General features: G+C 71.3%; 21 protein-coding genes and 1 pseudogene. 8 read left to right on the top strand and 14 right to left on the bottom strand.

What is annotated here, in order from left to right; translation table 11 throughout:
- Positions 1 to 147 precede the first annotated feature (147 nt).
- Positions 148 to 417: a hypothetical protein gene (locus ACH4OA_RS05245; protein WP_365874407.1), complete on the bottom strand. Its 270-nt coding sequence runs from the start codon at positions 415 to 417 to the stop codon at positions 148 to 150.
- Positions 418 to 732: 315 nt separating this feature from the next.
- Here ACH4OA_RS05245 and ACH4OA_RS05240 point away from each other — a divergent pair, with 315 nt between their 5' ends.
- Positions 733 to 1,260, top strand: a complete 528-nt coding sequence (locus ACH4OA_RS05240; protein ID WP_397939655.1) for a universal stress protein — start codon at positions 733 to 735, stop codon at positions 1,258 to 1,260.
- A gap of 200 nt (positions 1,261 to 1,460) precedes the next feature.
- Here the strand turns inward: ACH4OA_RS05240 and glmS are convergent, their stop codons facing one another.
- The gene (glmS, locus tag ACH4OA_RS05235; protein ID WP_397939657.1) at positions 1,461 to 3,278 is read right to left on the bottom strand and encodes a glutamine--fructose-6-phosphate transaminase (isomerizing); all 1,818 of its coding nucleotides are present in this window, start codon (positions 3,276 to 3,278) and stop codon (positions 1,461 to 1,463) included.
- A gap of 46 nt (positions 3,279 to 3,324) precedes the next feature.
- A complete protein-coding gene (locus tag ACH4OA_RS05230) occupies positions 3,325 to 3,582 on the bottom strand; it encodes a hypothetical protein (protein WP_365874402.1) in 258 nt (85 codons plus the stop codon).
- 150 nt (positions 3,583 to 3,732) lie between these two features.
- Between ACH4OA_RS05230 and ACH4OA_RS05225 the strand changes: the two genes are divergently transcribed.
- Positions 3,733 to 5,313 carry a purple acid phosphatase family protein gene (locus tag ACH4OA_RS05225; RefSeq protein WP_397967724.1) on the top strand — a complete coding sequence of 527 codons (1,581 nt, stop codon included), beginning with the start codon at positions 3,733 to 3,735 and terminating at the stop codon, positions 5,311 to 5,313.
- Positions 5,314 to 5,451: 138 nt separating this feature from the next.
- Positions 5,452 to 7,053, top strand: a complete 1,602-nt coding sequence (locus ACH4OA_RS05220; protein ID WP_397967722.1) for a beta-N-acetylhexosaminidase — start codon at positions 5,452 to 5,454, stop codon at positions 7,051 to 7,053.
- Between the two features lie 63 nt (positions 7,054 to 7,116).
- Here ACH4OA_RS05220 and ACH4OA_RS05215 read toward each other — a convergent pair whose 3' ends face one another.
- The 7 genes from ACH4OA_RS05215 to ACH4OA_RS05185 all read right to left on the bottom strand — a co-directional run bounded on the left by ACH4OA_RS05215 (position 7,117) and on the right by ACH4OA_RS05185 (position 14,779).
- Positions 7,117 to 8,886, bottom strand: a complete 1,770-nt coding sequence (locus ACH4OA_RS05215) for an IucA/IucC family protein (RefSeq protein ID WP_397967719.1) — start codon at positions 8,884 to 8,886, stop codon at positions 7,117 to 7,119.
- On the bottom strand, positions 8,883 to 9,407 hold the full coding sequence (locus tag ACH4OA_RS05210; RefSeq protein ID WP_397967717.1) for a GNAT family N-acetyltransferase: 525 nt from the start codon (positions 9,405 to 9,407) through the stop codon (positions 8,883 to 8,885). Before ACH4OA_RS05210 ends, ACH4OA_RS05215 begins: the two co-directional genes overlap by 4 nt.
- Positions 9,404 to 10,690 (bottom strand): lysine N(6)-hydroxylase/L-ornithine N(5)-oxygenase family protein, encoded by a 1,287-nt coding sequence (locus ACH4OA_RS05205; RefSeq protein ID WP_397939666.1) that lies wholly within the window; start codon positions 10,688 to 10,690, stop codon positions 9,404 to 9,406. The genes ACH4OA_RS05210 and ACH4OA_RS05205 overlap by 4 nt, the downstream gene beginning before the upstream one ends.
- On the bottom strand, positions 10,674 to 12,116 hold the full coding sequence (gene desA, locus ACH4OA_RS05200; RefSeq protein ID WP_397967714.1) for a lysine decarboxylase DesA: 1,443 nt from the start codon (positions 12,114 to 12,116) through the stop codon (positions 10,674 to 10,676). The genes ACH4OA_RS05205 and desA overlap by 17 nt, the downstream gene beginning before the upstream one ends.
- A 126-nt stretch (positions 12,117 to 12,242) precedes the next feature.
- The gene (locus ACH4OA_RS05195) at positions 12,243 to 13,088 is read right to left on the bottom strand and encodes a siderophore-interacting protein (protein WP_397967713.1); all 846 of its coding nucleotides are present in this window, start codon (positions 13,086 to 13,088) and stop codon (positions 12,243 to 12,245) included.
- 53 nt (positions 13,089 to 13,141) lie between these two features.
- Positions 13,142 to 14,188 (bottom strand): ABC transporter substrate-binding protein, encoded by a 1,047-nt coding sequence (locus ACH4OA_RS05190; protein ID WP_397939671.1) that lies wholly within the window; start codon positions 14,186 to 14,188, stop codon positions 13,142 to 13,144.
- 144 nt (positions 14,189 to 14,332) lie between these two features.
- A complete protein-coding gene (locus tag ACH4OA_RS05185) occupies positions 14,333 to 14,779 on the bottom strand; it encodes an ATP-binding protein (RefSeq protein ID WP_397967710.1) in 447 nt (148 codons plus the stop codon).
- Between the two features lie 185 nt (positions 14,780 to 14,964).
- On the opposite strand from ACH4OA_RS05185, the gene ACH4OA_RS05180 reads away from it, so the two are divergent.
- Positions 14,965 to 16,254 (top strand): XRE family transcriptional regulator, encoded by a 1,290-nt coding sequence (locus ACH4OA_RS05180; RefSeq protein ID WP_397967708.1) that lies wholly within the window; start codon positions 14,965 to 14,967, stop codon positions 16,252 to 16,254.
- Positions 16,251 to 16,692, top strand: a pseudogene (locus tag ACH4OA_RS05175) (GNAT family N-acetyltransferase). The gene ACH4OA_RS05180 and the pseudogene ACH4OA_RS05175 overlap by 4 nt, the downstream one beginning before the upstream one ends.
- 100 nt (positions 16,693 to 16,792) lie before the next feature.
- Here the strand turns inward: ACH4OA_RS05175 and ACH4OA_RS05170 are convergent.
- The 4 genes from ACH4OA_RS05170 to ACH4OA_RS05155 are packed head-to-tail and all read right to left on the bottom strand — an operon-like array spanning position 16,793 to position 22,459.
- On the bottom strand, positions 16,793 to 17,953 hold the full coding sequence (locus ACH4OA_RS05170) for an acyl-CoA dehydrogenase family protein (protein WP_397939673.1): 1,161 nt from the start codon (positions 17,951 to 17,953) through the stop codon (positions 16,793 to 16,795).
- A gap of 5 nt (positions 17,954 to 17,958) precedes the next feature.
- Positions 17,959 to 18,903, bottom strand: a complete 945-nt coding sequence (locus ACH4OA_RS05165; RefSeq protein WP_397967706.1) for a hydroxymethylglutaryl-CoA lyase — start codon at positions 18,901 to 18,903, stop codon at positions 17,959 to 17,961.
- A complete protein-coding gene (locus tag ACH4OA_RS05160) occupies positions 18,900 to 20,831 on the bottom strand; it encodes a biotin carboxylase N-terminal domain-containing protein (RefSeq protein ID WP_397967705.1) in 1,932 nt (643 codons plus the stop codon). Before ACH4OA_RS05160 ends, ACH4OA_RS05165 begins: the two co-directional genes overlap by 4 nt.
- A gap of 11 nt (positions 20,832 to 20,842) precedes the next feature.
- Positions 20,843 to 22,459: a carboxyl transferase domain-containing protein gene (locus ACH4OA_RS05155; protein WP_365874378.1), complete on the bottom strand. Its 1,617-nt coding sequence runs from the start codon at positions 22,457 to 22,459 to the stop codon at positions 20,843 to 20,845.
- A gap of 96 nt (positions 22,460 to 22,555) precedes the next feature.
- On the opposite strand from ACH4OA_RS05155, the gene ACH4OA_RS05150 reads away from it, so the two are divergent.
- From ACH4OA_RS05150 to ACH4OA_RS05140, 3 genes are all read left to right on the top strand, one after another.
- Entirely contained in the window at positions 22,556 to 23,152 is a 597-nt protein-coding gene (locus ACH4OA_RS05150; protein ID WP_365874376.1) for a TetR/AcrR family transcriptional regulator, read from the top strand.
- A 183-nt stretch (positions 23,153 to 23,335) separates the two neighbouring features.
- Positions 23,336 to 24,493 carry an acyl-CoA dehydrogenase family protein gene (locus ACH4OA_RS05145; RefSeq protein ID WP_397967702.1) on the top strand — a complete coding sequence of 386 codons (1,158 nt, stop codon included), beginning with the start codon at positions 23,336 to 23,338 and terminating at the stop codon, positions 24,491 to 24,493.
- A 36-nt stretch (positions 24,494 to 24,529) separates the two neighbouring features.
- Positions 24,530 to 25,405 carry an acyl-CoA thioesterase II gene (locus ACH4OA_RS05140; RefSeq protein WP_365874372.1) on the top strand — a complete coding sequence of 292 codons (876 nt, stop codon included), beginning with the start codon at positions 24,530 to 24,532 and terminating at the stop codon, positions 25,403 to 25,405.
- Positions 25,406 to 25,615: the final 210 nt, after the last annotated feature.

The following is a 25,615-nucleotide window of genomic DNA, read 5'->3' as shown; positions in this document are numbered from 1 at the left end:
GTCGCCGTGGCCAAACCGCGTAGGGTGCACGCCGGCCTCCGGACCCTTTCCGTGCAGGTGGAACGGGGGTTGGGGGGCGGGTCGGACCCCTCTTGGCCGATATCGAGAAGTTGGCTGAAAAGCAGCGTTCGGAAGCGCGAAAACAGGTCAGTCGACCGGTGTCTGGCCCCGGGTGTGCCGTCCGCCGCTCCGGGCGGCGCACCGCGCGCGGCACCGCTCGGAGCGGCGCAGCAGCATGCGGCACACGGCCGTGACGGCCGCCAGACCCAGTGCGGTGCCGGTGGTGCCGGCCAGCGAGCTGCCGTACCAGAGCAGGACGACCGGTACGAGTACGCAGCAGAAGACCGCCCAGCGGATCACATCACCGACCGTGTCCGGCGCGGGGGTCGGGTCGGGGCCGGGTCCGGGTGCGGGCATCTCGTACTCCCTGAAGTGGTGGCTCACCCGGTTCAACGTCCGGGATACCGGACAGTCACCACCGGTACACCTGAGCGGGCCGCGCAAACCGCCTGTACGGGGCAGCAACCATTGCGTTACGGGCGCGGCTCGTGCATGCTCCGGTGAACCCCTGCGCATGCCGGGGGGACCGCTTACGGAGCGTGCGCGGGATCTGGGCGCGGGAGGCGTGCCGCCGTACCCTTGGGGGTATGGGCTTGGGAAGATGTTTCCCGGACACAGCTCCGCTGCACACGGTCATCCCTTCCCATAAAGGATCACAACGCCGAGACAGCCATGGCCGGTCACGAATTCTTCGAACCCGCGGACCGCAAGCGGCCGGTCGCCGACCCCACGGCGGCCGATCCCCTGGCGGCGGAAGAGGCACGTCACTCCTGCGACCCCGCCTTCCGGCACGGTGTCGTCGTCGGCTTCGACGGCTCCACCTCGAGCGAGCGCGCCCTCGCCTACGCGATCGGCATGGCCCACCGCTCCCAGTCCGGTCTGATCATCGTGCATGTCGCGAACCGTCTGCCCACCACGGTGTGGGCCGGCTGCGAGCCGCCCGTCTTCGTGGACGTCCCGGACCACCGCACCGAGGTGCTGGGGCTGGAGCTGGCCTGCGCGGACTATCTGGCCGAGGTGCCCTGGATCCTGGTCGAGCGCGGCGGGGACATCTGCCACGAGCTCGAAGAGGTCGGCCGGGAGTACGAGGCGGACGCGATCGTCGTCGGCTCCACGCACGGCATCGTCGGCCGCATCTTCGGCTCCGTCGCGGGACGGCTGGCCAAGCGCGCGCGGCGGCCCGTGATCGTCATCCCCTGAACACCTCACGCTCCGTCAACTTCCGCCCTGCGCACCGGACTACTGGCGCGTAGGAGGTGTCCGCGCCCTGGTGGAGGGCATATACCGGTCATCTCCGCGTGCCGCCGGCCGGGGGGTGACGGCCGCCGGCCGGACCCAGCGGCATGGGAAGGACCCCCGCGTGTCCGGTGGCACACGCGGGGGTCCCCTCCGCCGGGCGGCTACTCGACCGTCACGGACTTCGCGAGGTTGCGCGGCTTGTCGATGTCCCGGCCCAGGGCCTTCGCCGTGTGGTAGGCGAGGAGCTGGAGCGGGATGCCCATCAGGATCGGGTCGAGTTCGTCCTCGTTCTTCGGGACGATGATCGTCTGGTCCGCCTTCTCCTGGTGCCGGTGGGCCACCGCCAGGATCTTGCCCTCGCGGGCCTTGATCTCCTCCAGGGCCGCGCGGTTCTTCTCCAGCAGGTCGTCGTCGGGGACGATCGCGACCGTGGGCAGGGCCGGCTCGATGAGGGCCAGCGGGCCGTGCTTCAGCTCGGAGGCGGGGTAGGCCTCGGCGTGGATGTAGGAGACCTCCTTCAGCTTCAGGGAGGCCTCACGGGCCACCGGGTAGCCCCGGACGCGGCCGATGAAGAGCATCGAGCGGGCGTCGGCGTAGCTCTCCGCCAGCTCCTTGACGGCCTCTTCCTGCTTGAGGATCTCGGTGATCTGCTGCGGCAGCCGGCGCAGGCCCTCGATGATCCGCTTGCCGTCGCGCACCGAGAGATCGCGGGTGCGGCCGAGGTGCAGCGCGAGCAGGGCGAAGGCGACCGTGGTGTTGGTGAAGCACTTCGTGGAGACCACGCACACCTCGGGGCCGGCGTGCACGTAGACCCCGCCGTCGGCCTCGCGGGCGATCGCCGAGCCGACCACGTTGACCACGCCGAGGACCCGCGCGCCCTTGCGCTTCAGCTCCTGTACGGCGGCCAGCACGTCGTAGGTCTCACCGGACTGGGAGACCGCGATGTACAGGGTGTCGGGGTCGACGACCGGGTTGCGGTAGCGGAACTCGGAGGCGGGCTCGGCGTCGGCGGGGATGCGGGCCAGCTCCTCGATCATCTGGGCGCCGATCATGCCCGCGTGGTACGAGGTGCCGCAGCCGAGGATCTTCACGCGGCGGATCCGCCGGGCCTCGCGGGCGTCCAGGTTGAGCCCGCCGAGGTGCACGGTGGAGAACCGCTCGTCGATGCGGCCGCGCAGCACGCGGTCGACGGCGTCGGCCTGCTCGAAGATCTCCTTGTGCATGTAGGTGTCGTGGCCGCCCATGTCGTAGGACTCGGCCTCCCACTCCACCGTGGTGGGCTCGGCCGTCGTCCGGGTGCCCTCGGTGGTGTAGGTGCGGAAGTCGTCGGCCTTGAGGGTGGCCATCTCGCCGTCGTCCAGGGTCACTATCTGGCGGGTGTGGGTGACCAGGGCGGCGATGTCGGAGGCGACGAACATCTCCTTCTCGCCGATGCCGAGGACGACCGGGGAGCCGTTGCGGGCCACCACGATCCGGTCGGGGAAGTCGGCGTGCAGGACGGCGATGCCGTAGGTGCCCTCGATCAGCCGGACCGCCTGGCGGACCTTGTCCTCCAGCTTCTCCGCGCCCGAGCGGGCGATGAGGTGGGTGAGGACCTCGGTGTCGGTCTCGGAGAGGAACTCGACCCCGTCCGCCTCCAGCTTGCGGCGCAGGTCGGCGGCGTTGTCGATGATGCCGTTGTGCACGACCGCGACCTTGCCGTCGCCCGACATGTGCGGGTGGGCGTTGACGTCGGAGGGCGCGCCGTGGGTGGCCCAGCGGGTGTGGGCGATGCCGGTGGTGCCCTTGAAGCGCGCCGGGACCCTGGCCTCCAGGTCCCGCACCCGCCCCTTGGCCTTGACCATCTTCAGGCCGGGTGTCTTCGGGGAGGTGACGACGATGCCCGCGGAGTCGTAGCCGCGGTACTCCAGGCGCTGGAGGCCCTCCAGGAGGAGCGGAGCGACATCACGCTTCCCGATGTATCCGACAATTCCGCACATGTATAGAGGTATCCCTTGGGTGTCGCTGGTCCGGTCCGGCCGCTTCTCAGCCGTAGACCATGCGGCGCAGCTGCCTGAGCGTCAGCTCCGGCGGCGCCACCGCCCGGTAGGTCAGGTCCGCCTCGATCCGCTGGAAGATCTCCGCGTTCACCAGGCCCTGGGCCTGGAGTTCGCGGTGGCGGCGGCGGACGAACTCCTGGGTCGTCTCGTCGAAATAGGCGAGCACGTCCTGTATCACCCGCATCGCCTCGCCCCGGTTCAGGGGCGTGGACCGCGTCAGATGATCAACAAGTTCGTCGTGCACCCGGTAGATCCTGGGGTACCGGAGCCGGTTTCGCAAGAATCGTGCCCGATTCCGGGCAAGCGGCTGTTGAATCTCTTATGGCGCTCTGTTCGCCGTCCGTCCATCCCGTGTCCGGCATCCCGTTGCCCGAGCCGACCAGTTTCAGACGCCATGGACATTCCTCGTATGGGCGTACCCGAGAAGCTGGCCGAGCGCATGAGCATGGCCGAGCAGCATGAATACCTGCGCGCCAGGTTCTCGCGGCGCAGCGTGTTCCGGGGCGGCGCCGTCACGCTGGGCGCCGTCGCCGGCGGCGCGTTCGTGCCGGGCGCCACCGCCCGGGCCGCCGCGCCCGCCGGGCACACCGTCCCCGCCGCCGAACGCGTCGACGGCGCCTTCGTCGCGCCCTTCGGCCGCCACCTCGCCTGGGGCAACGACCCGCGCACCGAGATCTCCGTCTCCTGGCAGGTCCCGGTCGCCGTGCGCAAGCCCTTCCTCCGCGTCGGCGCCCACCCCTGGGACCTCTCCCGGAAGATCGAGGCCGAGGTCCGCACCCTGCACACCCCGGCCGGCGTCGGCGCGAGCGGCGACCACACCCAGTACTACCTGCACGCCAGACTCACCCACCTGCGCCCCGGCAGGACGTACTACTACGGCGTCGGCCACAGGGGCTTCGACCCGGCCGCGCCGCACCTGCTCGGCACCGTCGGCACGTTCACCACCGCGCCCGCGCACAAGGCGCCGTTCACCTTCACCGCCTTCGGCGACGAGGGCGTCGGCTACCACGGTCTGGCCAACAACAGCCTCCTCCTCGGCCAGAACCCGGCCTTCCACCTGCACGCCGGCGACATCGCCTACGCCGACCCCGCCGGCGCGGGCAAGACCACCGACAGCGGCTTCGACGCCCGCACCTGGGACTCCTTCCTCGCCCAGACCGAGACGGTCGCCAAGCAGGTCCCGTGGATGCCCGCCTACGGCAACCACGACATGGAGGCCTGGTACTCGCCCAACGGCTACGGCGGCGAGGACGCCCGCTGGAACCTCCCGGACAACGGCCCCGACCCCCGGAACCTGCCGGGCGTCTACTCCTTCGTCTACGGCAACACCGCGGTCATCTCGCTCGACGCCAACGACATCTCCTTCGAGATCCCGGCGAACCTGGGCATCTCCGGCGGAACCCAGACCAAGTGGCTGGAAACCCAGCTGAAGAAGTTCCGCGCCGCCAAGGACGTGGACTTCGTCGTCGTCTTCTTCCACCACTGCGCCTACTGCACCTCCACCGCCCACGCCTCCGAGGGCGGAGTGCGCCAGGAATGGGTGCCGCTGTTCGAGAAGTACACCGTGGACCTGGTCATCAACGGCCACAACCACCAGTACGAGCGCACCGACGTCATCAAGGCCGGCCGGGTCACCAGGAAGCTGCCGGTCGGCGGCACCGCCTACCCGGAGACCGACGGCGTGGTCTACGTCACCGCGGGCGCGGCCGGCCGCAGCCTGTACGCCTTCTCCGCCCCCGACTCCTACGAGGGCCACGAGCACGAGACCGACTCCGTGGCCTCCTTCGTCAACACCAAGGACGGCAAGGCGAACGAGACCGTCACCTGGTCCCGGGTGCGCTACCTCGACTACTCCTTCCTGCGCGTGGACGTCACCCCCGCGCCGAAGGGCCGTCAGACCACGCTGACCGTGTCGGGCATCGCCGAGACCGGCGACCGCATCGACCACTTCACCGTGTCCCGCACGGCCAAGTAGCCGACCCCGGCGCGGGTGGTCCCGGGGCCGCTTTCCGCCGGGCGGGGGACCGTTCCGCCCGATCTGCGGGACAGTGGTGCCGACCGGACCGGGCGGCCGACTCCGCCCGGCGGTCGGCCACTTCGGAAGGGAGCGCATGTGAGACGGCACCACGGCACCACTCCCCGAACCGCCCGCGTCCTCGGTTCGCTGCTGCTGATCGCGGCGGCCGGCGGCCTCACCCTCGGCGCGGCCCCCGCGGCGCGCGCCGCCGCCCCGGTCCCGCTGGACCGGATCGTCCCGGCACCCGTCTCGGTCACCCCGGGCGGCACGCCGTACCGCGTCACCCGCGCCACCGGCATCCACGTCGACGGCCCCGCCGAGGTCCACCGGATCGGCACCTACCTGGCCGGGCTCCTGCGGCCCGCCACCGGCTACCCGCTGCCGGTCACCGACCACGGCGACGGCGGCATCCTGCTCCGCCTCACCCAGGGCGACTACGGCGCCGAGGGCTACCGGCTGCACAGCGGCGCCGACGGCGTCACCCTCACCGCGCGCACCCCCGCCGGCCTCTTCCACGCCGTGCAGACCCTGCGCCAGCTCCTCCCGGCGGCCGTCGAGCGCACGACCGTCCAGCGCGGCCCCTGGCAGATCGCCGCCGGCACCCTCCAGGACCGCCCCCGCTACGCCTACCGGGGCGCCATGCTGGACGTCGCCCGGCACTTCTTCACCGTCCCCCAGGTCAAGCGCTACATCGACCAGCTCGCCCTCTACAAGATCAACGAGCTGCACCTCCACCTCAGCGACGACCAGGGCTGGCGCATCGCCGTCGACTCCTGGCCGCGCCTGGCCTCCTACGGCGGCGCCGGCGAGGTCGGCGGCGGCCGGGGCGGCCACTACACCAAGGCCGACTACCGGGAGATCGTCCGCTACGCGGCCTCCCGCTACCTGGAGGTCGTGCCCGAGATCGACATGCCCGGGCACACCAACGCGGCCCTCGCCTCCTACGCCAAGCTGAACTGCGACGGCGTGGCACCCCCGCGGTACACCGGCACCCAGGTCGGCTTCAGCTCGCTGTGCGTGTCCAAGAAGGCCACCTACGACTTCGCCGACGACGTGATCCGGGAGCTGGCCGCCCTCACCCCGGGCCGCTATGTGCACCTCGGCGGCGACGAGGCCCACTCCACCGCCCACGCCGACTACGTCCGGTTCATGGACCGCGTCCAGCCGCTCGTCGCCCGGTACGGCAAGACCGTCATCGGCTGGCACCAGCTCACCGGCGCCCACCCGGCCAAGGGCGCCCTCGCCCAGTACTGGGGCGTGGACGGCACCGGCGCCGCGGAGAAGGCACAGGTCGCCGCGGCCGCCCGGAACGGCACCCACCTGATCCTGTCCCCGGCCGACCGGGTCTACCTCGACATGAAGTACACCGCCCGCACCGGGCCGGGCACCAAGTGGGCCGGCCTGGTGGAGGTGCACCGGTCCTACGACTGGAACCCGGGCACCTATCTCGCCGGGGTGCCCGCCTCGGCGGTCCGGGGCGTCGAGGCACCCCTGTGGTCGGAGACCGTGAAGACCTCCGCCGGCATCGAATACCTGGCGTTCCCGCGGCTCGCCGGGGCGGCCGAGCTGGGCTGGTCGCCGGCGGCCCGCCACGACTGGAGCGCCTACCGCAAGCGGCTCGCCGCGCAGGGCCCCCGCTGGGACGCCCTCGGCATCCACTACTACCGGTCGCCGCAGGTCCCCTGGCCGGCGCGCTGACCCCGGGCCGGCGGGCACCCCGGAGGACCGTACTCCCGGGTGCCCGCCGCGTCCGCGCGGCCGTCAGAACCCGGCGATCGGGTTCTTCAGGGTCCCGACGAGCTGGAGCGCGCCGGACGGGTCGGCCAGGTCCACCATCTGCCGGTTGTCGCGCAACTGGAGCCGGTTGAGGCAGGACAGCGCGAACTCGGGCGCGAACACGTCGTACCGGCGGAACCGGTCGGCCAGCTCCGGGTTGGCCCTCTGGTACGCACGGGTGACCTCGGCGACCGTGCGCCAGAAGCCGTCCTCCTCCAGGATTCCCCCGGCGGCCAGACGGGCGGCCAGGAAGCGGAAGAAGCAGTCGAACACGTCCGTGAAGACGGACAGCAGCTTCTTGTCCTCGGGAACCTCCACGCGGATCCGCCGCACCTCGGGCGGCAGGTCCGCGTCCGGGTCCATGACGGCGATCTCCTCGGCGATGTCCTTGTAGACCGCCCGCCGCACCACGCCGTCCTCCAGCACCAGGATCACGTTCTCGCCGTGCGGCATGAACACCAGGTCATAGGCGTAGAAGCAGTGCAGCAGCGGGACGTAGTACGCCCGCAGGTACCGCCGCAGCCACTCCCGCGGGTCCAGCCCCGACCGCTCGATCAGCGCGCCCGCGAAGGAGGCGCCCTCGTGGTCCACGTGCAGCAGGGACGCCATGGTCGCCAGGGACTCGCCCTCCCGCAGCGAGGGCACCGGGCTCTCCCGCCACAGCGCGGCCAGCATCTTGCGGTACGGCGAGTAGCGGTCGGTCGCCCGCTCGTACTCCAGATGCCGGTAGCCGACGGCGGCCCGCTCCCGGATGACGGACAGACCGGTGGACTTCAGCACCGGATCGCCGTCGACCAGCCGGGCCAGCCAGTCGTTGATGGCCGGGGTCGCCTCCATGTAGGCGGCCGACAGACCCCGCATGAAACCCATGTTGAGCACCGACAGGGCCGTCTTCACATAGTGCTTGTGCGGGGCGCTGGTGTTGAAGAAGGTCCGGATGGACTGCTGGGCCAGGTACTCGTCGTCGCCCTCGCCGAGACAGACCAGCAGGTCGCGCGCCACCTCGGCGGCGAAGGTGACGCTGAGCTTGTTCCACCACTGCCAGGGGTGGACCGGGATGAACAGGTAGTCCGCCGGGTCCAGGCCACGGCCGGTGAGGACGGCACGGAACCGCTCCACGGCCGCCGCGCCCAGCTCCGCGCGCAGGAACGACTCGTACTCGATGCCCGCCCCGGCCGTGAACGCCGCGCGCGAGCGGTGCGCGGCCAGCCACACCAGCCGCACCGGGCTCGCCGTCTCGGGCGCGTACGACAGGTACTCGTGGACGCCGAAACCGAGCCGCCCGTTGTTCGCGACGAAGCACGGGTGGCCCTCGGTCATCCCGGTCTCGATGGCCTGGAAGCCGCCGCGGGCCAGCTCCGCGGAGGTCACCGGCTCCTTGGCCAGCTTGTAGCAGGTGCCCGACAGGGTGGAGGAGATCTCTTCCAGGTAGACGGGCAGGATCTCGTCGCTCAGCCCCAGGGACTTCCTCAGCTCGATGAAGAAGTCCAGCGCGGCGAGCGGCAGTTCCCCGCCGTCGCGGTGCCGGGTGATCGAGCCGGGGTCGACCTCCCAGTGGTCCAGGGCCCGGCGCACGGCGCGGAACCGGTAGCCGGTGAGCCCGTCGTCACTGCGGACGACGTACCCGCCGCCGTCCTCCTCGGGGGTGATCAGCCGCTCGTGTGCGAACTCGGCGAGCGCCTTGGCCAGCAGCAGCCGGTTGGCGGTCGCCCAGCGCTCGGGGGACAGATGGGCCACGGCGTCGGCGAGGGTCACGCGGTCACCGCCTTCTCGAACTGTTCACGGGTGCAGAAGCTGAGCAGGGCCCGCTTCTCCGGTTTGTCGATCTCGCGTTCGGCCACGAAGCCGACGGCCGCGTTCAGCGCGTGCACGGCCGTGTTGCGGACGTCCGGCTCCACGACGACCCGCTCCACGGCCGGGTCCGCGAAGAGCCGGGCCATGATCGCGGTGAGCACGGACCGGGTGAAGCCGTGCACGGGCGTGTCGGTCGCCGGCACCAGGAAGTGCATGCCGACATCCCCCGGCCGTGCCTCGTACAGCCCGGCCAGCTCCCGGTGCGCCGGGTCGTACCGCTCCATCAGGAAGACGGGCGTGCCGTCCCTGAGCCCGAGCAGCGCCTCGTGGTGCTCGTCGGCCGCTATCTCCCCGTAGGCACGCGCGACGTCCTCCGGCCGCGCGTCGCCCATCATCCAGAAGGCCGCCTTGGGATGGGTGACCCAGGAGTGCAGCAACGCGGCGTCGGCCGGGGGGTCTACGGGGCGGAAGGTGAAGGTCATACCGAGAACTCCTGGAAGGCGATGGTCTTTTCCACCGGGTAGTACTCCGTGCCGAGCAGCTCGCGGATGATGTACGCGTTCCGGTAGGCGCCCATGCCGAGGTCGGGGCTGGTGACGCTGTGGGTGTGGACGCCGGCGTTCTGGAGGAAGACGCCGCGGCCGGTGGTGTCGATGGAGTAGTTGCGGGCGACGTCGAAGCGGCCGTGGCCGTCGAAGCGGAGGCGCTCGCGGACCGGGGCGAGGAAGTCCGGCGGGGTGTAGTGGTAGCCGGTGGCCAGCACCAGGCCCTCGGTGCGGAGCGTGAAGTCCTTGTCCTGCTCGTCCTGGTGGAAGCCGAGGGTGTAGGCGCCGTCCTGGTACGCCGCCGTGCGCAGCGTGGAGTTGGTGAGCAGCCGGGTGGGCACAGGGCGGTCGCCGCTCTCGACGTTCTTCTGGTACAGCAGGTCGAAGATCGAGTCGATCAGGTCCGCGTTGATGCCCTTGAACAGGCCCTTCTGCTGCTTCTCCAGCCGGTAGCGGGTCTCCTCGGGCAGCGCCCGGAAGTAGTCGATGTAGTCCGGGGAGGTCATCTCCAGGGTCAGCTTGGTGTACTCCAGCGGGAAGAACCGCGGGGAGCGGGTGACCCAGTTGAGCTGGTAGCCGTGGCTGTCGATGCCGGCGAGCAGGTCGTAGTAGATCTCGGCGGCGCTCTGGCCGCTGCCGACCACGGTGACGGACTTCTTCGTCAGCAGCTCCGCCTTGCGGTGCGTGTACTGCGAGGTGTGCAGGAGGTCCCCGTCCAGCCCCCGGCAGGCCGGCGGGACGTAGGGCGCGGTGCCGGTGCCGAGGACCAGGTGCCGGGCCCGGTAGGTGTCCCCGGCCGCGGTGCGCACGACGTACAGCTCGTCCTGGTACGTCACCTCGGTGACCGTGGTCCCGAAGCGGACGCAGCTCAGCTTCCCGGCCGCCCAGCGACAGTAGTCGTCGTACTCGATCCGCAGCGGGTAGAAGTTCTCGCGGATGTAGAACGAGTACAGTCTGCCCTTCTCCTTCAGGTAGTTGAGGAAGGAGTACCGCGAGGTGGGGTCGGCCAGGGTGACCAGGTCCGACATGAACGGGGTCTGGAGGTGCGCGCCGTCCAGGAACATGCCGGCGTGCCACTCGAAGTCCGGCTTGGACTCCAGGAAGACGCCGTCGAGCCCGGCGATCGGCTCGGTCAGGCAGGCCAGGCCGAGGTTGAAGGGGCCGAGCCCGATCCCGACGAAGTCGTGGGTCTTGGTCGGGTTCTCAGGACGCGCGGTCAAGGGACACTCCCAGGTACTGCTCGGCATGGCCGGCGATCAGATCGAGGACGGCGGCGATGTCGGCCGTCCGGGTCTCGGGGTTGAGCAGGGTGAACTTCAGGTAGTGGCGGCCGGCCACCGTGGTGCTCGCCACCACGGCCTCGCCGGAGGCGAACAGGGCCTTGCGGGCGGCGAGGTTGGCGCGGTCGATCTCGGCGGGGTCGGTGACGGCCGCCGGGAGGTAGCGGAAGACGAGGGTGGACAGGCTGGGCTCGACGACGACGTCGTAGCGGGGGTCGGCGTCCAGCAGCCGCCAGCCCTCCCGGGCCAGGTCGCAGACCTCGTCGAAGAGCTGTCCGATGCCGTCGGCGCCCATGGTGCGCAGGGTCAGCCACAGCTTGAGGGCGTCGAAGCGGCGGGTGGTCTGGAGGGACTTGTCCACCTGGTTGGGGATACGTTCCTGCACCATGCGGCGCGGGTTGAGGTAGTCGGCGTGGTAGGTGGCGTGCCGCAGGGTGGCCCCGTCCCGGACCAGTACGGCGGAGGAACTGACCGGCTGGAAGAAGGACTTGTGGTAGTCGACGGTGACCGAGTCGGCGCGCTCGATGCCGTCGATGCGGTCGCGGTACTTCAGCGAGGCCAGCAGTCCGCAGCCGTAGGCGGCGTCCACGTGCAGCCACGCGCCGTACTGCGCGCACAGCCCGGCGATCTCCGGCAGCGGGTCGATGGAGCCGAAGTCGGTGGTGCCGGCGGTGGCGACGACGGCCATCGGGACCAGGCCGTCGCGCGCGCAGCGCTCCAGTTCGCGGGCGAGGGCGACCGTCTGCATGCGCTTGTCGTGGTCGACGGGGATCGTGACGACGGCGTCCGGCCCGAGGCCGAGCAGTTTCGCGGACTTGCGCACGCTGAAGTGGCCGGCCTCGGAGGCGAAGACGCGCAGTTTCCCGGGCGCGTCGCTCTTGGCCTCCTCCCGGGCGAGCAGCAGCGCCTGGAGGTTGGACTGGGTGCCGCCGGAGGTGAACACGCCGTCGGCGGCCGGGCCGAGGCCGATGCGGGCGGCCGTCCAGTCGATGAGCTTGCGCTCGATGAGGGTGCCGCCGGCCGACTGGTCCCAGGTGTCCAGCGAGGAGTTGACCGCGGAGAGCACCGCCTCGCCGAGCACCGCCGGGATGACGACCGGGCAGTTGAGGTGGGCGAGGTAGCGGGGGTGGTGGAAGTAGACGGCGTCCCGGAGGTAGACGTCCTCCAGCTCGTCCAGGACGGCACCGGTGTCGCCCAGCGGGCGGTCGAGGTCGATCGCGTCGATCACGGGGGCGAGCGCGTCCGGGGTGACGCCGGTGAACGGACGGTCGGTGGTGGCGAGTTTGGCCGCCACCCGCTCGACTCCTTCGGTCACGGAGCGGCGGTAGTGCTCCGCGGTGAGGCCATTGAGCAGGTGCGAGCGCATGGGGGGATCCTCCGAGGGACGGTCCGGAGCGGATAACTTAGGTTAGCCTAACCTAAGTTGATCTGACCAGGGCGCGCCCCTCCCTTTCCCTGGGCTTTCCCCGGGCTTTCGCCGGGCGGCGCCAGGTCACCCGCCTGCGGCGCGCAGTTGCTCCTCCGTCATGCCCTGCCGCCAGTAGCCGACGAAGGTGACGCACCGCCGGTCCACCCCGCGCTCGCCGACGAAGTGCCGCCGCGCCGCCTTCACCTGGCCGGACTCCCCGGCGATCCACACGTACGGCCGCTCGGCGGCCGGCAGCCGGGCGGCCCGTACGGCGTCCACGGCCACGGGGGAGCCGTCGTGCCGCACCAGCCAGGTGATCTCGGCGTCCGCCGCGGTGCGCACGTCCTGGATGTCCCCGGCGTGCGGCACCTCCAGCCAGGCCCGCACCCGGGTGCCGGCGGGCAGGGCTTCGAGGATCGCGGTCGCGGCCGGTACGGCCGTCTCGTCGCCGCACAGGACGACGAGGTCGGTCCCCTCGGGCGGGCGGAAGCGGATCGCCCGGTTGTCGGCGACCGCCGGCCCGAGCAGCAGCACCCGGTCGCCCGCGGCGGCCCGCGCGGCCCAGCGGGAGGCCGGGCCGGCCGGCAGCGAGGCGCCGGGGCCGACGCCGTGCAGGGCGAAGTCGATGTCGATCTCGTCCGGGTCGCGCCGCAGCGCCCGCAGCGTGTACGAGCGCATCACGGCCCGCACGGTGTCCGGGAGTTCCCGCCACCCCTGCCACCAGCCGTCGCCCAGTTCCAACGGCCCGACCGGCTCGCTCTGCCCCGGCTGCGGCAGGAACAGCGACAGGGACTGGTCCCGTCCGGCGGAGTGGAAGGCGTGCAGGTCGGGGCCGGTGAAGGTGATGCGGAGCAGAGACGGGCCGAGCCGCCTCGTCCGTACGACCTGAAGGGGGAAGAAACGGAACGGGGCGGCTACGGCCGTCGTCATGTGTGGCTCCTGAGGGGATGGTTCAGGGCGTTGTCGGGGGCTTCGGCCCGAGGTCAGGCGACCTTCTCGGCCTTCTCCAGGGCTTCGGCGAGGTGGGTCAGCAGCGGCACGCACTTGTCGTACGACAGGATCGGCTCGGGGGAGCGGGGGATCACCTGGCCGGCCTTGACCGCCGGCAGCTTCTTCCAGGTGGCCTTGGTGATGTCGGCCGGCTGGATGGCCGAGGTGCGGTCGTCCAGCATGATGATGTCGGCCGGGTACTTGTCGACGTTCTCCCAGCTCAGCGACTCGTACCAGCCGCCGCCCTGCTTCTTGGCGCTCTCCGGGGGCTCCACGAAGTTCACGCCGAGCGCCTTGAAGTACTCCAGGTCCACGGAGAGGTTGCTGCCGGAGACGTAGAAGAGCTGGTCGCTGGCGCTGCCCGCCATCACCCTGATGCCGGGCTTGGCCTTGGCGGCGGCGCGCAGCCGGGCCGCGGCGGCCTCGAACCGCTTCTTGGCGTCGGTGACCTTGGCGGCCTTCATGTCCGCGCCGAGCGACTCGGCGAGGTCCCACACGCGCTGGAGCGGCCGGGTGAGCTGACGGTCGTAGACGGAGACGCCGACGCTGGGCGCGAGCCGGGCGATCTTGTCCTTCGACTCCTCGGGCACGTACCAGAGGGTGCCGGCGCCGTCGAACATCGTCGTGATGAGGACGTCCGGGGCGAGCGAGGCGTACTTCTCGATGCTGAACTGGCCCCAGGTGTTGCCGAGGACCGTCACCTTGCTGATGTCCATGTCGCCGGCCTGGACGTCCGCCTTGCCGGCGCTGGTCCTGGTGGGGCCGAAGACGCCCTTCACCTGGATGCCGTAGTCGTACAGCGCGGCGCCGACTCCGGTGAACGCGACGATGTTCGCGGGGACCTTGTCCAGCTTCACGGTCGTACCGCGGTCGTCCTCGAACGACCAGGGACCCGAGGCGCCCGCCCCCGAGCCCGCGCCGGACCCGCCGTCTTTGCCCTCGCCGTCCCCGCAGGCGGCGAGCGCGGCACCGAGGCCGAGGACGCCGCCCGCGGCGAGCAGTCCGCGGCGGGTGAGGTGGGTGGCACGGGCATGGGACATGGGTATGACTGCTTTCGACCGGGGCGAAGCGCCCGCCGGACACGTTCCAAGGTAGGTTAGCCTAACCTCAGTAGAAGTCCAGGGGCGGGCACCGGTCTCCGGCCGCCGGGGCAGGCGGTGCCGGGGCCGGGAGGGCGGAGCGGATCACGGGGCTGCCTTCAGCTCCGCCCAGGTCTTCTTGCCCCAGGGGCCGCGGGCGCGATGACTGCCGAGCAAGGTGTAGCCCCAGCGGTCCGCGAGCGCGTCGATGAGGACCAGTCCACGGCCCGACTCCGCGTCGGCACCGGCCCGACCGAGTACGGGCAGGAGTGACGGTGCCTTGTCCACCACCCCGATGCCTACCCGCATCGGGTTCGGCCGTTCGACGAGCAGGCGAATCGAGCGGCACGGAGTGTGCCTGGCGGCGTTCGCGATCAGTTCCGAGATGATCAGTTCGGCCGGGTCGGTGAGGCCACCGAGGTGCCAGGCGCCGAGAGCGATGCGGACGATTCTGCGACCGTGCTCAGCCGTCTCCGGCTCGCACGGGAAGGTCTGGCTGTAGGCGGGGTGGCCGGTGGGGGCGGCCTCTGCTGGCGTACGGAGACTCGTCATAGCGGAGGGAACCTTCGTGCCGTCTCGGTGCTGGCTCGCCCCTCGGCAGAGGGGCCAGTGAACAGACAACTCCGCCTGTGCCGAGCGTGGTTAGGGTGATCGGGTGACCCCGCAGAAGAACCCCCTAGGGTGATTTGGCCTCGGGTTTGCCTGACCGGATGAGGCCGCGGCGCTACGGTGCGTGCGTGAACACCGCGCGTAACACCGTTCTTGAGGCGTGGATGAAGGAGCACGGCCACAGCTCCAACAGCCTGGCCGACGCCGTGAACAAGGCTCTGGAACGACTTACGGGCCGTACCGGCGGCCTGGACGGCTCATCGGTCCGCGATTGGAAAGCAGGCCGGGTCAAGTGGCCGAAGACGGCCACCCGCAAGGCCCTTGAAGACGTCACTGGGCTGTCCGCCACGGCCTTAGGCTTCGTGCCACGGGGCCGTGCCCCGTCTGCCCCGGCTCCGCCGCAGGAGGATCCCGAGACCATGAAGCGCCGCACGCTTGTCGGTGGCATCGCCGCCGCCGTTGCCGCAGCGGCCGCTCCCGGCACCGCACCGCCCCGCCGTATCGGCATGAACGATGTCGACCGCCTGCAAACGCGCTTCGCCGAGATCATCGCCAGCGACCATCGCCAGGGCGGGCGACTCGGCCTCGAACAGCGGGCCGCGGCGCTCGCCGACGAGGCGCTGAACCTCCAGAATGCCGGCAGCGCCTCCCAGCGTGTGCGCAGCAACCTCTACGCAGCCGCCGCAGCGTTCCGCTCCTCGGCGATGTGGGCAGCCATCGACGGCCGTCGCTACGGCGACGCCAAGGCGCATATGAGGGAAGCGCAGGCTCTCGCCGAGATGTCAGGCGACCAGGCGATCAAGTTCCGCATCTGGAGCCACGCGGGGACCATGTACCGGCACATGGGCCGACCCGCGGACGCGCTCGCCGCGAATGACGTCGCGCGCAATCTGCACATCACCCGCCGCGATCCCCTGTTCGCCAGCTTGGGGCATGCTCGCCAGGCCGCCACCCTCGGCCTCGCCGGCGACACCGCAGCCGTACAGCGCGCCCTCGGCTACGCTCAGGACACACTCGGCCGCGCCGATCGCAGCCTTGCCCGGCCGGTGTGGATGACTGCGGCCTGCGACGGAGCGGAACTGGAAACGCTTGCCCTCGCCGCTCACCTCCGCCTCGGGAACTTCGGACGAGCCGAAGCACACGCCCACCGAAGCCTGACCTTGCTGCGCCCACAGATGCAGCGCGACCGTGCCATCAACACCGTTCGACTCGCTCACGCCCAGCTTGCGCAAGGGGCTGCCGAGGCCGCCACGGCCACCGCCATGAAAGTCCCGGCGATCACCGCTACCCGGCACGCCCGCGTCTCGCGCATGTTGCAGGAGTTCGGCGCTGCACTGCGCGCCACCGCGCCGGGGAGCTGCACCGTGCAGACCTGGAACGAGCACACCTCCGCTGTGTGGAGGGCGTTCCGCCCATGACCACGGCTCCTGCTCCCGAACTCCGAAGGTTCACCGTGCTCGATGCCGCCCGCGGCGACCTGCTCGACGTGTACTACGACGTGCGTGCGCCGCTCCTGCACACCCGGTCCGTTACGGCTACGGCAACACCATCGGATCGGGTGACCGGTACTGGCAGCGGATCTGCCCCGCTCCAGCGGAGAAGTACACCGGGTGCGCGGCCTGGCCTTGGAAGAGGGCGTACGGCCCCCTTAGCGCGGTAGAGGGGTCGCGCGGCGTATCCATGACGCGCTGCTCGCCGGCCGTGAAGAGCCCTACGTGACCCTCATGGTCAACAAAGCAGCCGGTGACGGAAAGGTCCACGCGCTCTACCGCTCGTGGGGTTACGAGGACATCGGACAGAGCCAGCCGTCGGCCGCCGCACCCGTGCTCACCGTGATGGTCCGTGCCACCCGCTGACCGGCTCTGCAGGCACCCCAGTGCCCGGGTGGGTGGTGTCCGGGAGGAGTTGGGCCGAACGCCTCCCGGACACCCGCAGCTCCATCAGAGCCGGCCCGTGTCAGCCCGTCAGGCCCAGCTCTCGGGCGATCAGCATGCGCTGGACCTCGCTCGTGCCCTCGCCGATTTCCAGGATCTTGGAGTCGCGCCACATGCGGGCCACCGGGTACTCGTTCATGAAGCCGTAGCCGCCGTGGATCTGGGTGGCGTCGCGGGCGTTGTCGACGGCGACCGTGGAGGAGTGCAGCTTGGCCACGGCCGCCTCCTTCTTGAAGGGCTCGCCCGCCACCAGGCGGGAGGCCGCGTCGCGCCAGGCCAGGCGGGCCGTGTGGGCCTTGGTCTCCATGTCGGCGATCTTGAACTGGATGGCCTGGTTGGCGCCGATCGGACGGCCGAAGGCGTGACGTTCCTTCGCATACTTGATCGATTCGTCCACGCAGCCCTGGGCCAGGCCCGTCGCGAGGGCCGCGATGGCGATCCGGCCCTCGTCCAGGATGCGCAGGAACTGCGCGTAGCCGCGGCCCTGTTCGCCGAGCAGGTTGGCGGCCGGGACCCGGACGTCCTGGAAGGACAGCTCGCGGGTGTCGGAGGCGTTCCAGCCGACCTTCGAATAGGGCGGCGCCACCGTGAAGCCCGGGGTGCCGGACGGGACGATGATCGCCGAGATCTCCGGCCGGCCGTCCGGCTTGCGGCCGGTGACGGCGGTGACCGTGACCAGAGCCGTGATGTCCGTGCCCGAGTTGGTGATGAAGCACTTGGTGCCGTTGATCACCCACTCGTCGGTGTCCGGGTCCAGGCGGGCCGTGGTGCGGGTGGCCCCGGCGTCGCTGCCGCCGTCCGGCTCCGTGAGCCCGAACGCGCCCAGCACCTCGCCGGCGCACAGCCGGGGCAGCCACTCCCGCTTCTGCTCCGGGGTGCCGAACAGGTGCAGCGGCATGGCGCCCAGCGAGACGCCCGCCTCCAGGGTGATCGCCACCGAGGAGTCCACCCGGGCCAGCTCCTCCAGGGCGATGCCGAGGGCCAGATAGTCGCCGCCCATGCCGCCGTACTCCTCCGGGAACGGCAGCCCGAACAGGCCCATGCGGCCCATCTCGCGGACGATCTCGTACGGAAACTCGTGCCGCTCGTAGAAGTCACCGATCTTCGGCGCCACGACGTCGTGCGCGAACTCCTCCACCGTACGGCGGAGTTCCTCCAGCTCAGGGCTGAGACGGTGGTCCATGCTGATCACTGTTCCTTGTGGGAGAGAGCGCGGACGGTACGGGACGGACTGGGCCTGCCCAGCTGTTCGGCCATCCACACGCTGGTCGCGGTCAGGCGGCCGAGGTCGACGCCCGTCTCGATGCCGAGCCCGTGCAGCATCCAGACGAGGTCCTCGGTGGCGAGGTTGCCGGTGGCGGACTTGGCGTACGGGCAGCCGCCGAGCCCGCCCGCCGAGGCGTCCACGGTGGTGACGCCGTGCTGGAGGGCGGCCAGGGTGTTGGCGAGCGCCTGGCCGTAGGTGTCGTGGAAGTGCACCCCGATCACGTCCGTCGGCACGCCCTGCTCGTTCAGCAGGGACAGCAGCGCGCGGACGTGGCCCGGGGTGGCCACCCCGATGGTGTCGCCGAGGCTCAGCTCGTCGCAGCCCATGTCCCGCAGGGCCGTGCAGACCCGCGCCACCTGGGGCAGCGGCACCGGGCCCTCCCACGGGTCGCCGAAGCACATCGACACATAGCCCCGCACCCGCACGCCCGCGTCCTTCGCGTGCCGGACCACCGGCTCGAACACGGCGAGCGACTCCTGAAGCGTCCGGTTGAGGTTGGCCTTCGCGAAGGACTCCGTGGCGCTGGCGAACACGGCGATCCGGTCGGCGCCGAGGGATAGCGCCCGGTCCAGGCCCCGCCGGTTGGGCACCAGCACCGGCAGGGCGATGCCCGGCAGGTCCCTGACCCTCGGGAACAGCTCTTCCGCGTCGGCGAGCTGGGGCACCCACTTGGGATGCACGAAGCTGGTCGCCTCGATCGTGGTCAGGCCCGCGCCGGCCAGCCGGCGGATGAACTCCGCCTTGACCGGCGTCGGCACGGCCGCCTTCTCGTTCTGCAGCCCGTCGCGCGCGCCGACCTCGTGGATCCGCACCCGGGCGGGCAGCTCCGGGTTCGGTACGGCCATGGGCAGTCCGGGGGCGGTCACCGGGCCGCCTCCTCGTGCGGCGCGACGACGGCCAGCACCTGGTCCATGGCGACCGTGGCGCCGGGCGTCACGTCCAGCTCGGCGACCGTGCCGGCGTGCGGGGCGGAGATGACGTGCTCCATCTTCATCGCCTCCAGCACCAGCAGGGTCTGGCCCGCGGTGACCTCCTCGCCGACGGCCGCCTTGACCACCGTGACCGTGCCGGGCATCGGGGCGGTGAGCGAGTCGGCGCCCGCGTGGACCGCGCCGCCCAGCGACGCGGCGACCGGGTCGTGGTCGCGGACGTGCCAGGCGTCGCCGTCCCGGCCCAGCCAGTCGCCGGCGCGGCGGAAGGTGTGCCGGACGCCGTCCAGGGTGACGTCGACCCGGTCGCCGGTGACGGTGTGGGTGCCGCGCGGGGTGTACGTCACCGGCTCGCCGGCCCGCAGGTGGAACGCGGGCGGCTTCGGGGTGCCGCCCAGCCGCCAGCCGCTCGGCACCGAGAACGGATCGGTCCAGCCGTCCCCGCGCGGGCGCAGCGCCTCCAGACGGACGGCGGCCGCCGCCTCGTACACCTCCTCCGGTACGTCCGTGGGGACCAGGTCGTCCATCACCCGCTCCACCAGGCCCGTGTCCAGCTCGCCGGCCACCACCGCCGGGTGGGCCAGCAGCCGGCGCAGGAAGCCCGCGTTGGTGGGCACGCCCAGCGTGACCGTCTCCGCCAGGGCCGCCCGGAGCCGGCGCAGCGCCGTCTCCCGGTCGGGGCCGTAGGCGATCACCTTGGACAGCATCGGGTCGTACAGGCTGCCGACCTCGGTGCCCCGGCTGAGCCCGGAGTCGGTGCGCACGCCCTCGCCCCGGGGCTCGTCCAGCAGCAGCACCGTGCCGCCGGAGGGCAGGAAGCCGCGCGCGCCCTCCTTGACGGACACGGTCTCGGCGCAGATCCGGGCCTCGACCGCGTGCCCGGTGAGCGTGACGCCGGACTGGGCGAAGCCGAGCCGTTCCCCGGCCGCCACCCGCAGCTGCCACTCCACCAGGTCCAGCCCGGTGATCAGTTCGGTGACCGGGTGCTCCACCTGGAGACGGGTGTTCATCTCCATGAAGTAGTACTGCGAGGGGTCGCTGCCCGGCACGATGAACTCCACCGTGCCCGCGCCCCGGTAGCCGCACGAGCGGGCCGCCTGCACGGCCGCCTCGCCCATCGCGGCCCGGGTCTCCTCGTCGAGGAGCACGCTCGGCGCCTCCTCGACGATCTTCTGGTGGCGCCGCTGGAGCGAGCACTCCCGCTCGCCGAGGTGCACCACGTTCCCGTGGCCGTCGGCCAGCACCTGGATCTCGATGTGCCGGGGCCGGTCGACCCACCGCTCCACCAGCAGGGTGTCGTCGCCGAAGGAGGCGCGGGCCTCGCGGCGGGCGGCGGCGATCTCCTCCTCCAGCCGGCTCATGTCCCGCACCAGGCGCATGCCCTTGCCGCCGCCGCCGGCGGACGGTTTCAGCAGCACGGGCGCGCCCAGTTCGCGGGCGGCCTCGGCCAGCTCGGGATCGCGACCGCCGGGCACCACCGGCACCCCGGCCGCCCGGACCGTCTCCTTGGCCCGGATCTTGTCGCCCATCAGCGCGATCGCGTCCGCCGGCGGGCCGATGAAGACCAGCCCGGCCTCCTCGCAGGCGCGCGCGAAGCCCGCGTTCTCGGCGAGGAAGCCGTACCCGGGGTGGACGGCCTGGGCGCCGGTGCGGGCGGCGGCCTCCAGCAGCCGCTCCACCGACAGATAGCTCTCGGCGGCCGGCGCCGGACCGATCCGCACCGCGGTGTCGGCCTCCCTGACGTGCCGCGCGTCGGCGTCGGCGTCGGAGAAGACCGCCACCGAGCACACGCCCAGCGCGCGCAGCGTACGGATCACGCGTACGGCGATCTCGCCCCGGTTGGCCACCAGTACTGTGTCGAACACGGTTCCCCTCCTCACATCCGGAAGACGCCGAACCGGGGCTCTCCCAGCGGCGCGTTGGCGCAGGCCGTCAGGGCGAGACCGAGGGCCTGACGGGTGTCCAGCGGGTCGATCACGCCGTCGTCCCAGAGGCGGGCGGTGGCGTAGTAGGCGTTTCCCTGGCGTTCGTACTGCGCGCGGACCGGCGCCTTGAACGCCTCTTCCTCCTCGGCCGGCCACTCCTCGCCGCGCGCCTGGAGCTGGTCCCGCTTGACGGTGGCCAGCACGGACGCGGCCTGCTCGCCGCCCATCACGGAGATCTTGGCGTTGGGCCACATCCACAGGAAGCGCGGGGAGTAGGCCCGGCCGCACATCGAGTAGTTGCCCGCGCCGTACGACCCGCCGACCACCACCGTCAGCTTCGGCACGCGCGTGCAGGCGACCGCCGTGACCATCTTGGCGCCGTGCTTGGCGATGCCGCCCGCCTCGTAGTCCTTGCCGACCATGAAGCCCGAGATGTTCTGGAGGAAGAGCAGCGGGATGCCGCGCTGGTCGCACAGCTCGATGAAGTGGGCGCCCTTCTGGGCGGACTCGGAGAACAGGATGCCGTTGTTGGCGACGATCCCGACCGGGTGGCCGTGGATCCGCGCGAAACCGGTGACCAGGGTCTGCCCGAACTCGGCCTTGAACTCGGCGAACCGGGAGCCGTCGACCACGCGCGCGATGATCTCGCGGACGTCGTAGGGGGTGCGGGAGTCGACCGGGACGGCGCCGTACAGGCCGTACGGGTCGACCTTGGGCTCGACGGCCGGCCGGACCTCCCAGGGCGGGGACGGCCGGGCCGGGAGCGTGGACACGATGGTCCGGGCGATCCGCAGCGCGTGCGCGTCGTTCTCCGCGAGGTGGTCGGTGACTCCGGAGACCCGGGAGTGCACCTCGCCGCCGCCCAGCTCCTCCGCGGTGACGACCTCGCCGGTGGCCGCCTTCACCAGGGGCGGGCCGCCGAGGAAGATCGTGCCCTGGCCGCGGACGATCACGGCCTCGTCGCTCATCGCCGGCACGTACGCCCCGCCCGCCGTGCAGGAGCCGAGGACGACCGCGATCTGCGGGATGCCGGCGCCCGACATCCGGGCCTGGTTGTAGAAGATCCGGCCGAAGTGGTCCCGGTCGGGGAAGACCTCGTCCTGCATCGGCAGGAAGGCGCCGCCGGAATCGACTAGGTACAGACACGGCAGCCGGTTGTCCAGGGCCACCTCCTGGGCGCGCAGGTGCTTCTTGACCGTCATCGGGTAGTACGTGCCGCCCTTGACGGTGGCGTCGTTCGCGACGATCACACACTCGCGTCCGGAGACCCGCCCGATACCGGCGATCACGCCGGCGGCCGGCGCCTGCCCGTCGTACATCCCGTCGGCCGCGAGCGGGGCCAGCTCCAGGAAGGGTGAGCCCGGGTCGAGCAGTGTGTCCACCCGGTCCCTGGGCAGCAGCTTGCCGCGCGCGGTGTGCCGCGCCCGCGCCCGCTCGCCGCCGCCGAGCGCCGCCGCGGCCAGTTTGCCGCGCAGCTCCTCGACGAGGGCGAGATGGGCCCGTTCATTGGCCCGCCAGCCCTCCGACGCGGGATCTGCCGCGCTCTGAAGCTCCGGTGCCTCGTGCATCCTGCGGTCCCCTCACCCGGTGTTCGACCTGTTAATGAGCGTTAACCATTTCCTCTAGGTTAACGAGCGCTAACCTCGCTGTCTAGAATTGTCGGCATGGCCAGCAGAACCGACGCCCCCACCCGCCGCCAGCAGATCCTCAAGGAGGCCGCGCGGCTCTTCGCCGACCGCGGTTTCCACGGGGTCGGTGTCGACGAGATAGGAGCCGCGGTCGGCATCAGCGGACCCGGTCTCTACCGCCACTTCCCCGGCAAGGACGCGATGCTCGCCGAGCTGCTGGTGGGCATCAGCGGACAGCTGCTCACCGGCGCCCGGCGGCGGCTGGCGGAGGCCGACGGGGTGCCCGCGAGCCGCGTCCTGGACTCGCTCGTCGAGGGCCACATCGACTTCGCCCTGGACGACCGCCCGCTGATCACCCTGCACGACCGGGAGCTGGACCGGCTGCGCGACAGCGACCGCAAGCTGGTGCGGCAGCTCCAGCGGCAGTACGTGGAGCTGTGGGTGCAGGTGGTCCGCGAGGTGTATCCGGGCCTGACCGAACCGGCCGCCCGCTCCGCCGTCCACTCGGTCTTCGGCCTGCTCAACTCCACCCCGCACCTCGGCCGCGCCGGCACCCTGCCCGGCCGCGGGGCGACGGCGGCCCTGCTGCACCGGATGGCGCGGGGCGCCTTCGCGGCGGCGGGGGAGGGGTAGCGGCTGGGGCTGGGGCTGGGGCTGGGGCTGGGGCTGGGGCTGGGGCTGGGGCTGGGGCCGGTGCCGGGCGTGACGCGCATTACGGCCGGGTCCCTCTGGACGGGGTTCCGTACTCGCCGGTACGGTGGATGAGCAAGCGCTTAGACATGCCGAAGTCATGCCAAGGTACGTGGAGGTGGCGGCGTGCGCCGTACGGTGTTCAACGAGGATCACGAGGCGTTCCGGGAGACCCTTCGCGCCTTCATCGAGGCCGAGGTCGTCCCGGTGTACGACGAGTGGTTCGCCGCCGGCCAGGCGCCGCGCGACTTCTACTACAAGCTGGGCGAGCTGGGCGTCTTCGGCATCAGCGTGCCCGAGGAGTTCGGCGGCGCGGGCCTGGACACCCACAAGTTCGAGGCCGTCCTGTACGAGGAGACGGCGCGCGCGGGCGTGCAGTTCGGCGGCTCCGGCGTGCACGTGCTGCTCGCCCTGCCGTACCTCAAGATGCTGGCCACCGAGGACCAGAAGAAGCGCTACCTGTCGAAGTTCGTCACCGGCGAGGAGATGTGGGCCATCGCGATGACCGAGCCGGGCACCGGTTCGGACCTCGCGGGCATGAAGACCACCGCCCGGCTGAGCGAGGACGGCACGCACTACGTCCTCAACGGCTCCAAGACCTTCATCACCGGCGGTGTCCACGCCGACCGCGTGATCGTGTGCGCCCGCACCTCCGCGCCCACCGCCGAGGACCGCCGGCACGGCATCTCCCTGTTCGCCGTGGACACCAAGTCCGAGGGCTACTCCATCGGCCGCAAGCTGGACAAGCTGGGCCTGCGCACCTCCGACACCGCCGAGCTGGCCTTCGTCGACGTCAAGGTGCCGGTCGAGGACCTGCTCGGCGAGGAGAACAAGGGCTTCTTCTACCTCGGCCACAACCTGGCCTCCGAGCGCTGGGGCATCGCCTTCGGCGCCTACGCCCAGGCCAAGGCAGCCGTCCGGTTCGCCAAGCAGTACGTGCAGGAGCGCACCGTCTTCGGCAAGCCGGTCGCCCACTTCCAGAACACCAAGTTCGAGCTGGCCGCCTGCCAGGCCGAGGTGGACGCGGCCGAGGCCGTCGCCGACCGCGCCCTGGAGGCGCTGGACGCCGGCGAGCTGACGCCCGCCGAGGCCGCCTCCGCCAAGCTGTTCTGCACCGAGGTCGCGCACCGCGTGATCGACCGCTGCCTCCAGCTGCACGGCGGCTACGGCTACATGAACGAGTACCCGATCGCCCGCCTGTACGCGGACAACCGCGTCAACCGCATCTACGGCGGCACCAGCGAGATCATGAAGACGATCATCGCCAAGGACATGGGCCTGTAAGGACGCCGTCACGACCGGGCGGTATACCTGCACGTCATGAGCCAGGCACTCAAGGACCTCCTCGATCTGCTCGACCTGGAGCAGATCGAGGAGGACATCTTCCGCGGCCAGTCCCGCTCCGCCGTCGTCCCGCGCGTCTTCGGCGGACAGGTCGCCGCGCAGGCGCTGGTCGCCGCCGGGCGGACGGTCCCCGCCGACCGGGCCGCCCACTCCCTGCACGCGTACTTCCTGCGCCCCGGCGACCCGGGCGCGCCGATCGTCTACACCGTGGACCGCATCCGGGACGGCCGGTCCTTCACCACCCGCCGCGTGGTCGCCGTCCAGCACGGCAAGCCGGTCTTCCACCTTTCGGCGTCCTTCCAGACGTACGAGGAAGGGCTCGACCACCAGGAGCCGATGCCCGCCGCGCCCGACCCGGCGACCCTGCCCACCTCCCAGGAGCGGCTGCGCGGCTACCGCCACCTCGCGCCCGAGGTCGTCGACAGGTTCCTGGAGGCCCGCGAGGCGATCGACCTGCGCTACGCGGACGAGCCGCCGTACGGCCGGTACGGCGAGCCGCGCGAGCCGCGCTCCCAGGTGTGGTTCCGCACCAACGGCAAGCTGGACGGCGACGACCCGCTGCTGCACGTCGTCCTCGCCACCTACGTCTCCGACATGACGCTGCTCGACTCCGTGCTGCTCGCGCACGGGCGCGGCGGCTGGGCCGTCGGCGACGTCGTCGGCGCGTCCCTGGACCACGCGATGTGGTTCCACCGGCCGTTCCGGGCCGACGAATGGCTGCTGTACGACCAGCAGTCGCCGTCCGCGCACGGCGGCCGCGGCCTGGGCCAGGCGCGGATATACACCCAGGACGGACGGCTCGCCCTGACGGTCATCCAGGAGGGTGTTGTCCGCGTGCCGAGACAGCCGTGACGGATGCGCCCTTCCGGATGACGTGCGCCACATGCGGGACTAGGCTCTTGGAGTGAAAGCCGCAGTGAACGGCATGCCCCTTACCCGGGTTTCCGGACCAACGGACTCCCGGCCGCAGCACCCGACCGGCGCGAGACGCACGGGTGGACTGTGAGGGTGTCGGTGAAGAGCCGTTTTCGTTCCATGCCGCTGCGGTGACACCCGAAGACC

Origin of the sequence: Streptomyces sp. NPDC017095 (genome assembly GCF_044332325.1) — a bacterium.
Classification (GTDB): domain Bacteria; phylum Actinomycetota; class Actinomycetes; order Streptomycetales; family Streptomycetaceae; genus Streptomyces.
This window is presented reverse-complemented; position numbering and strand designations above follow the sequence as displayed.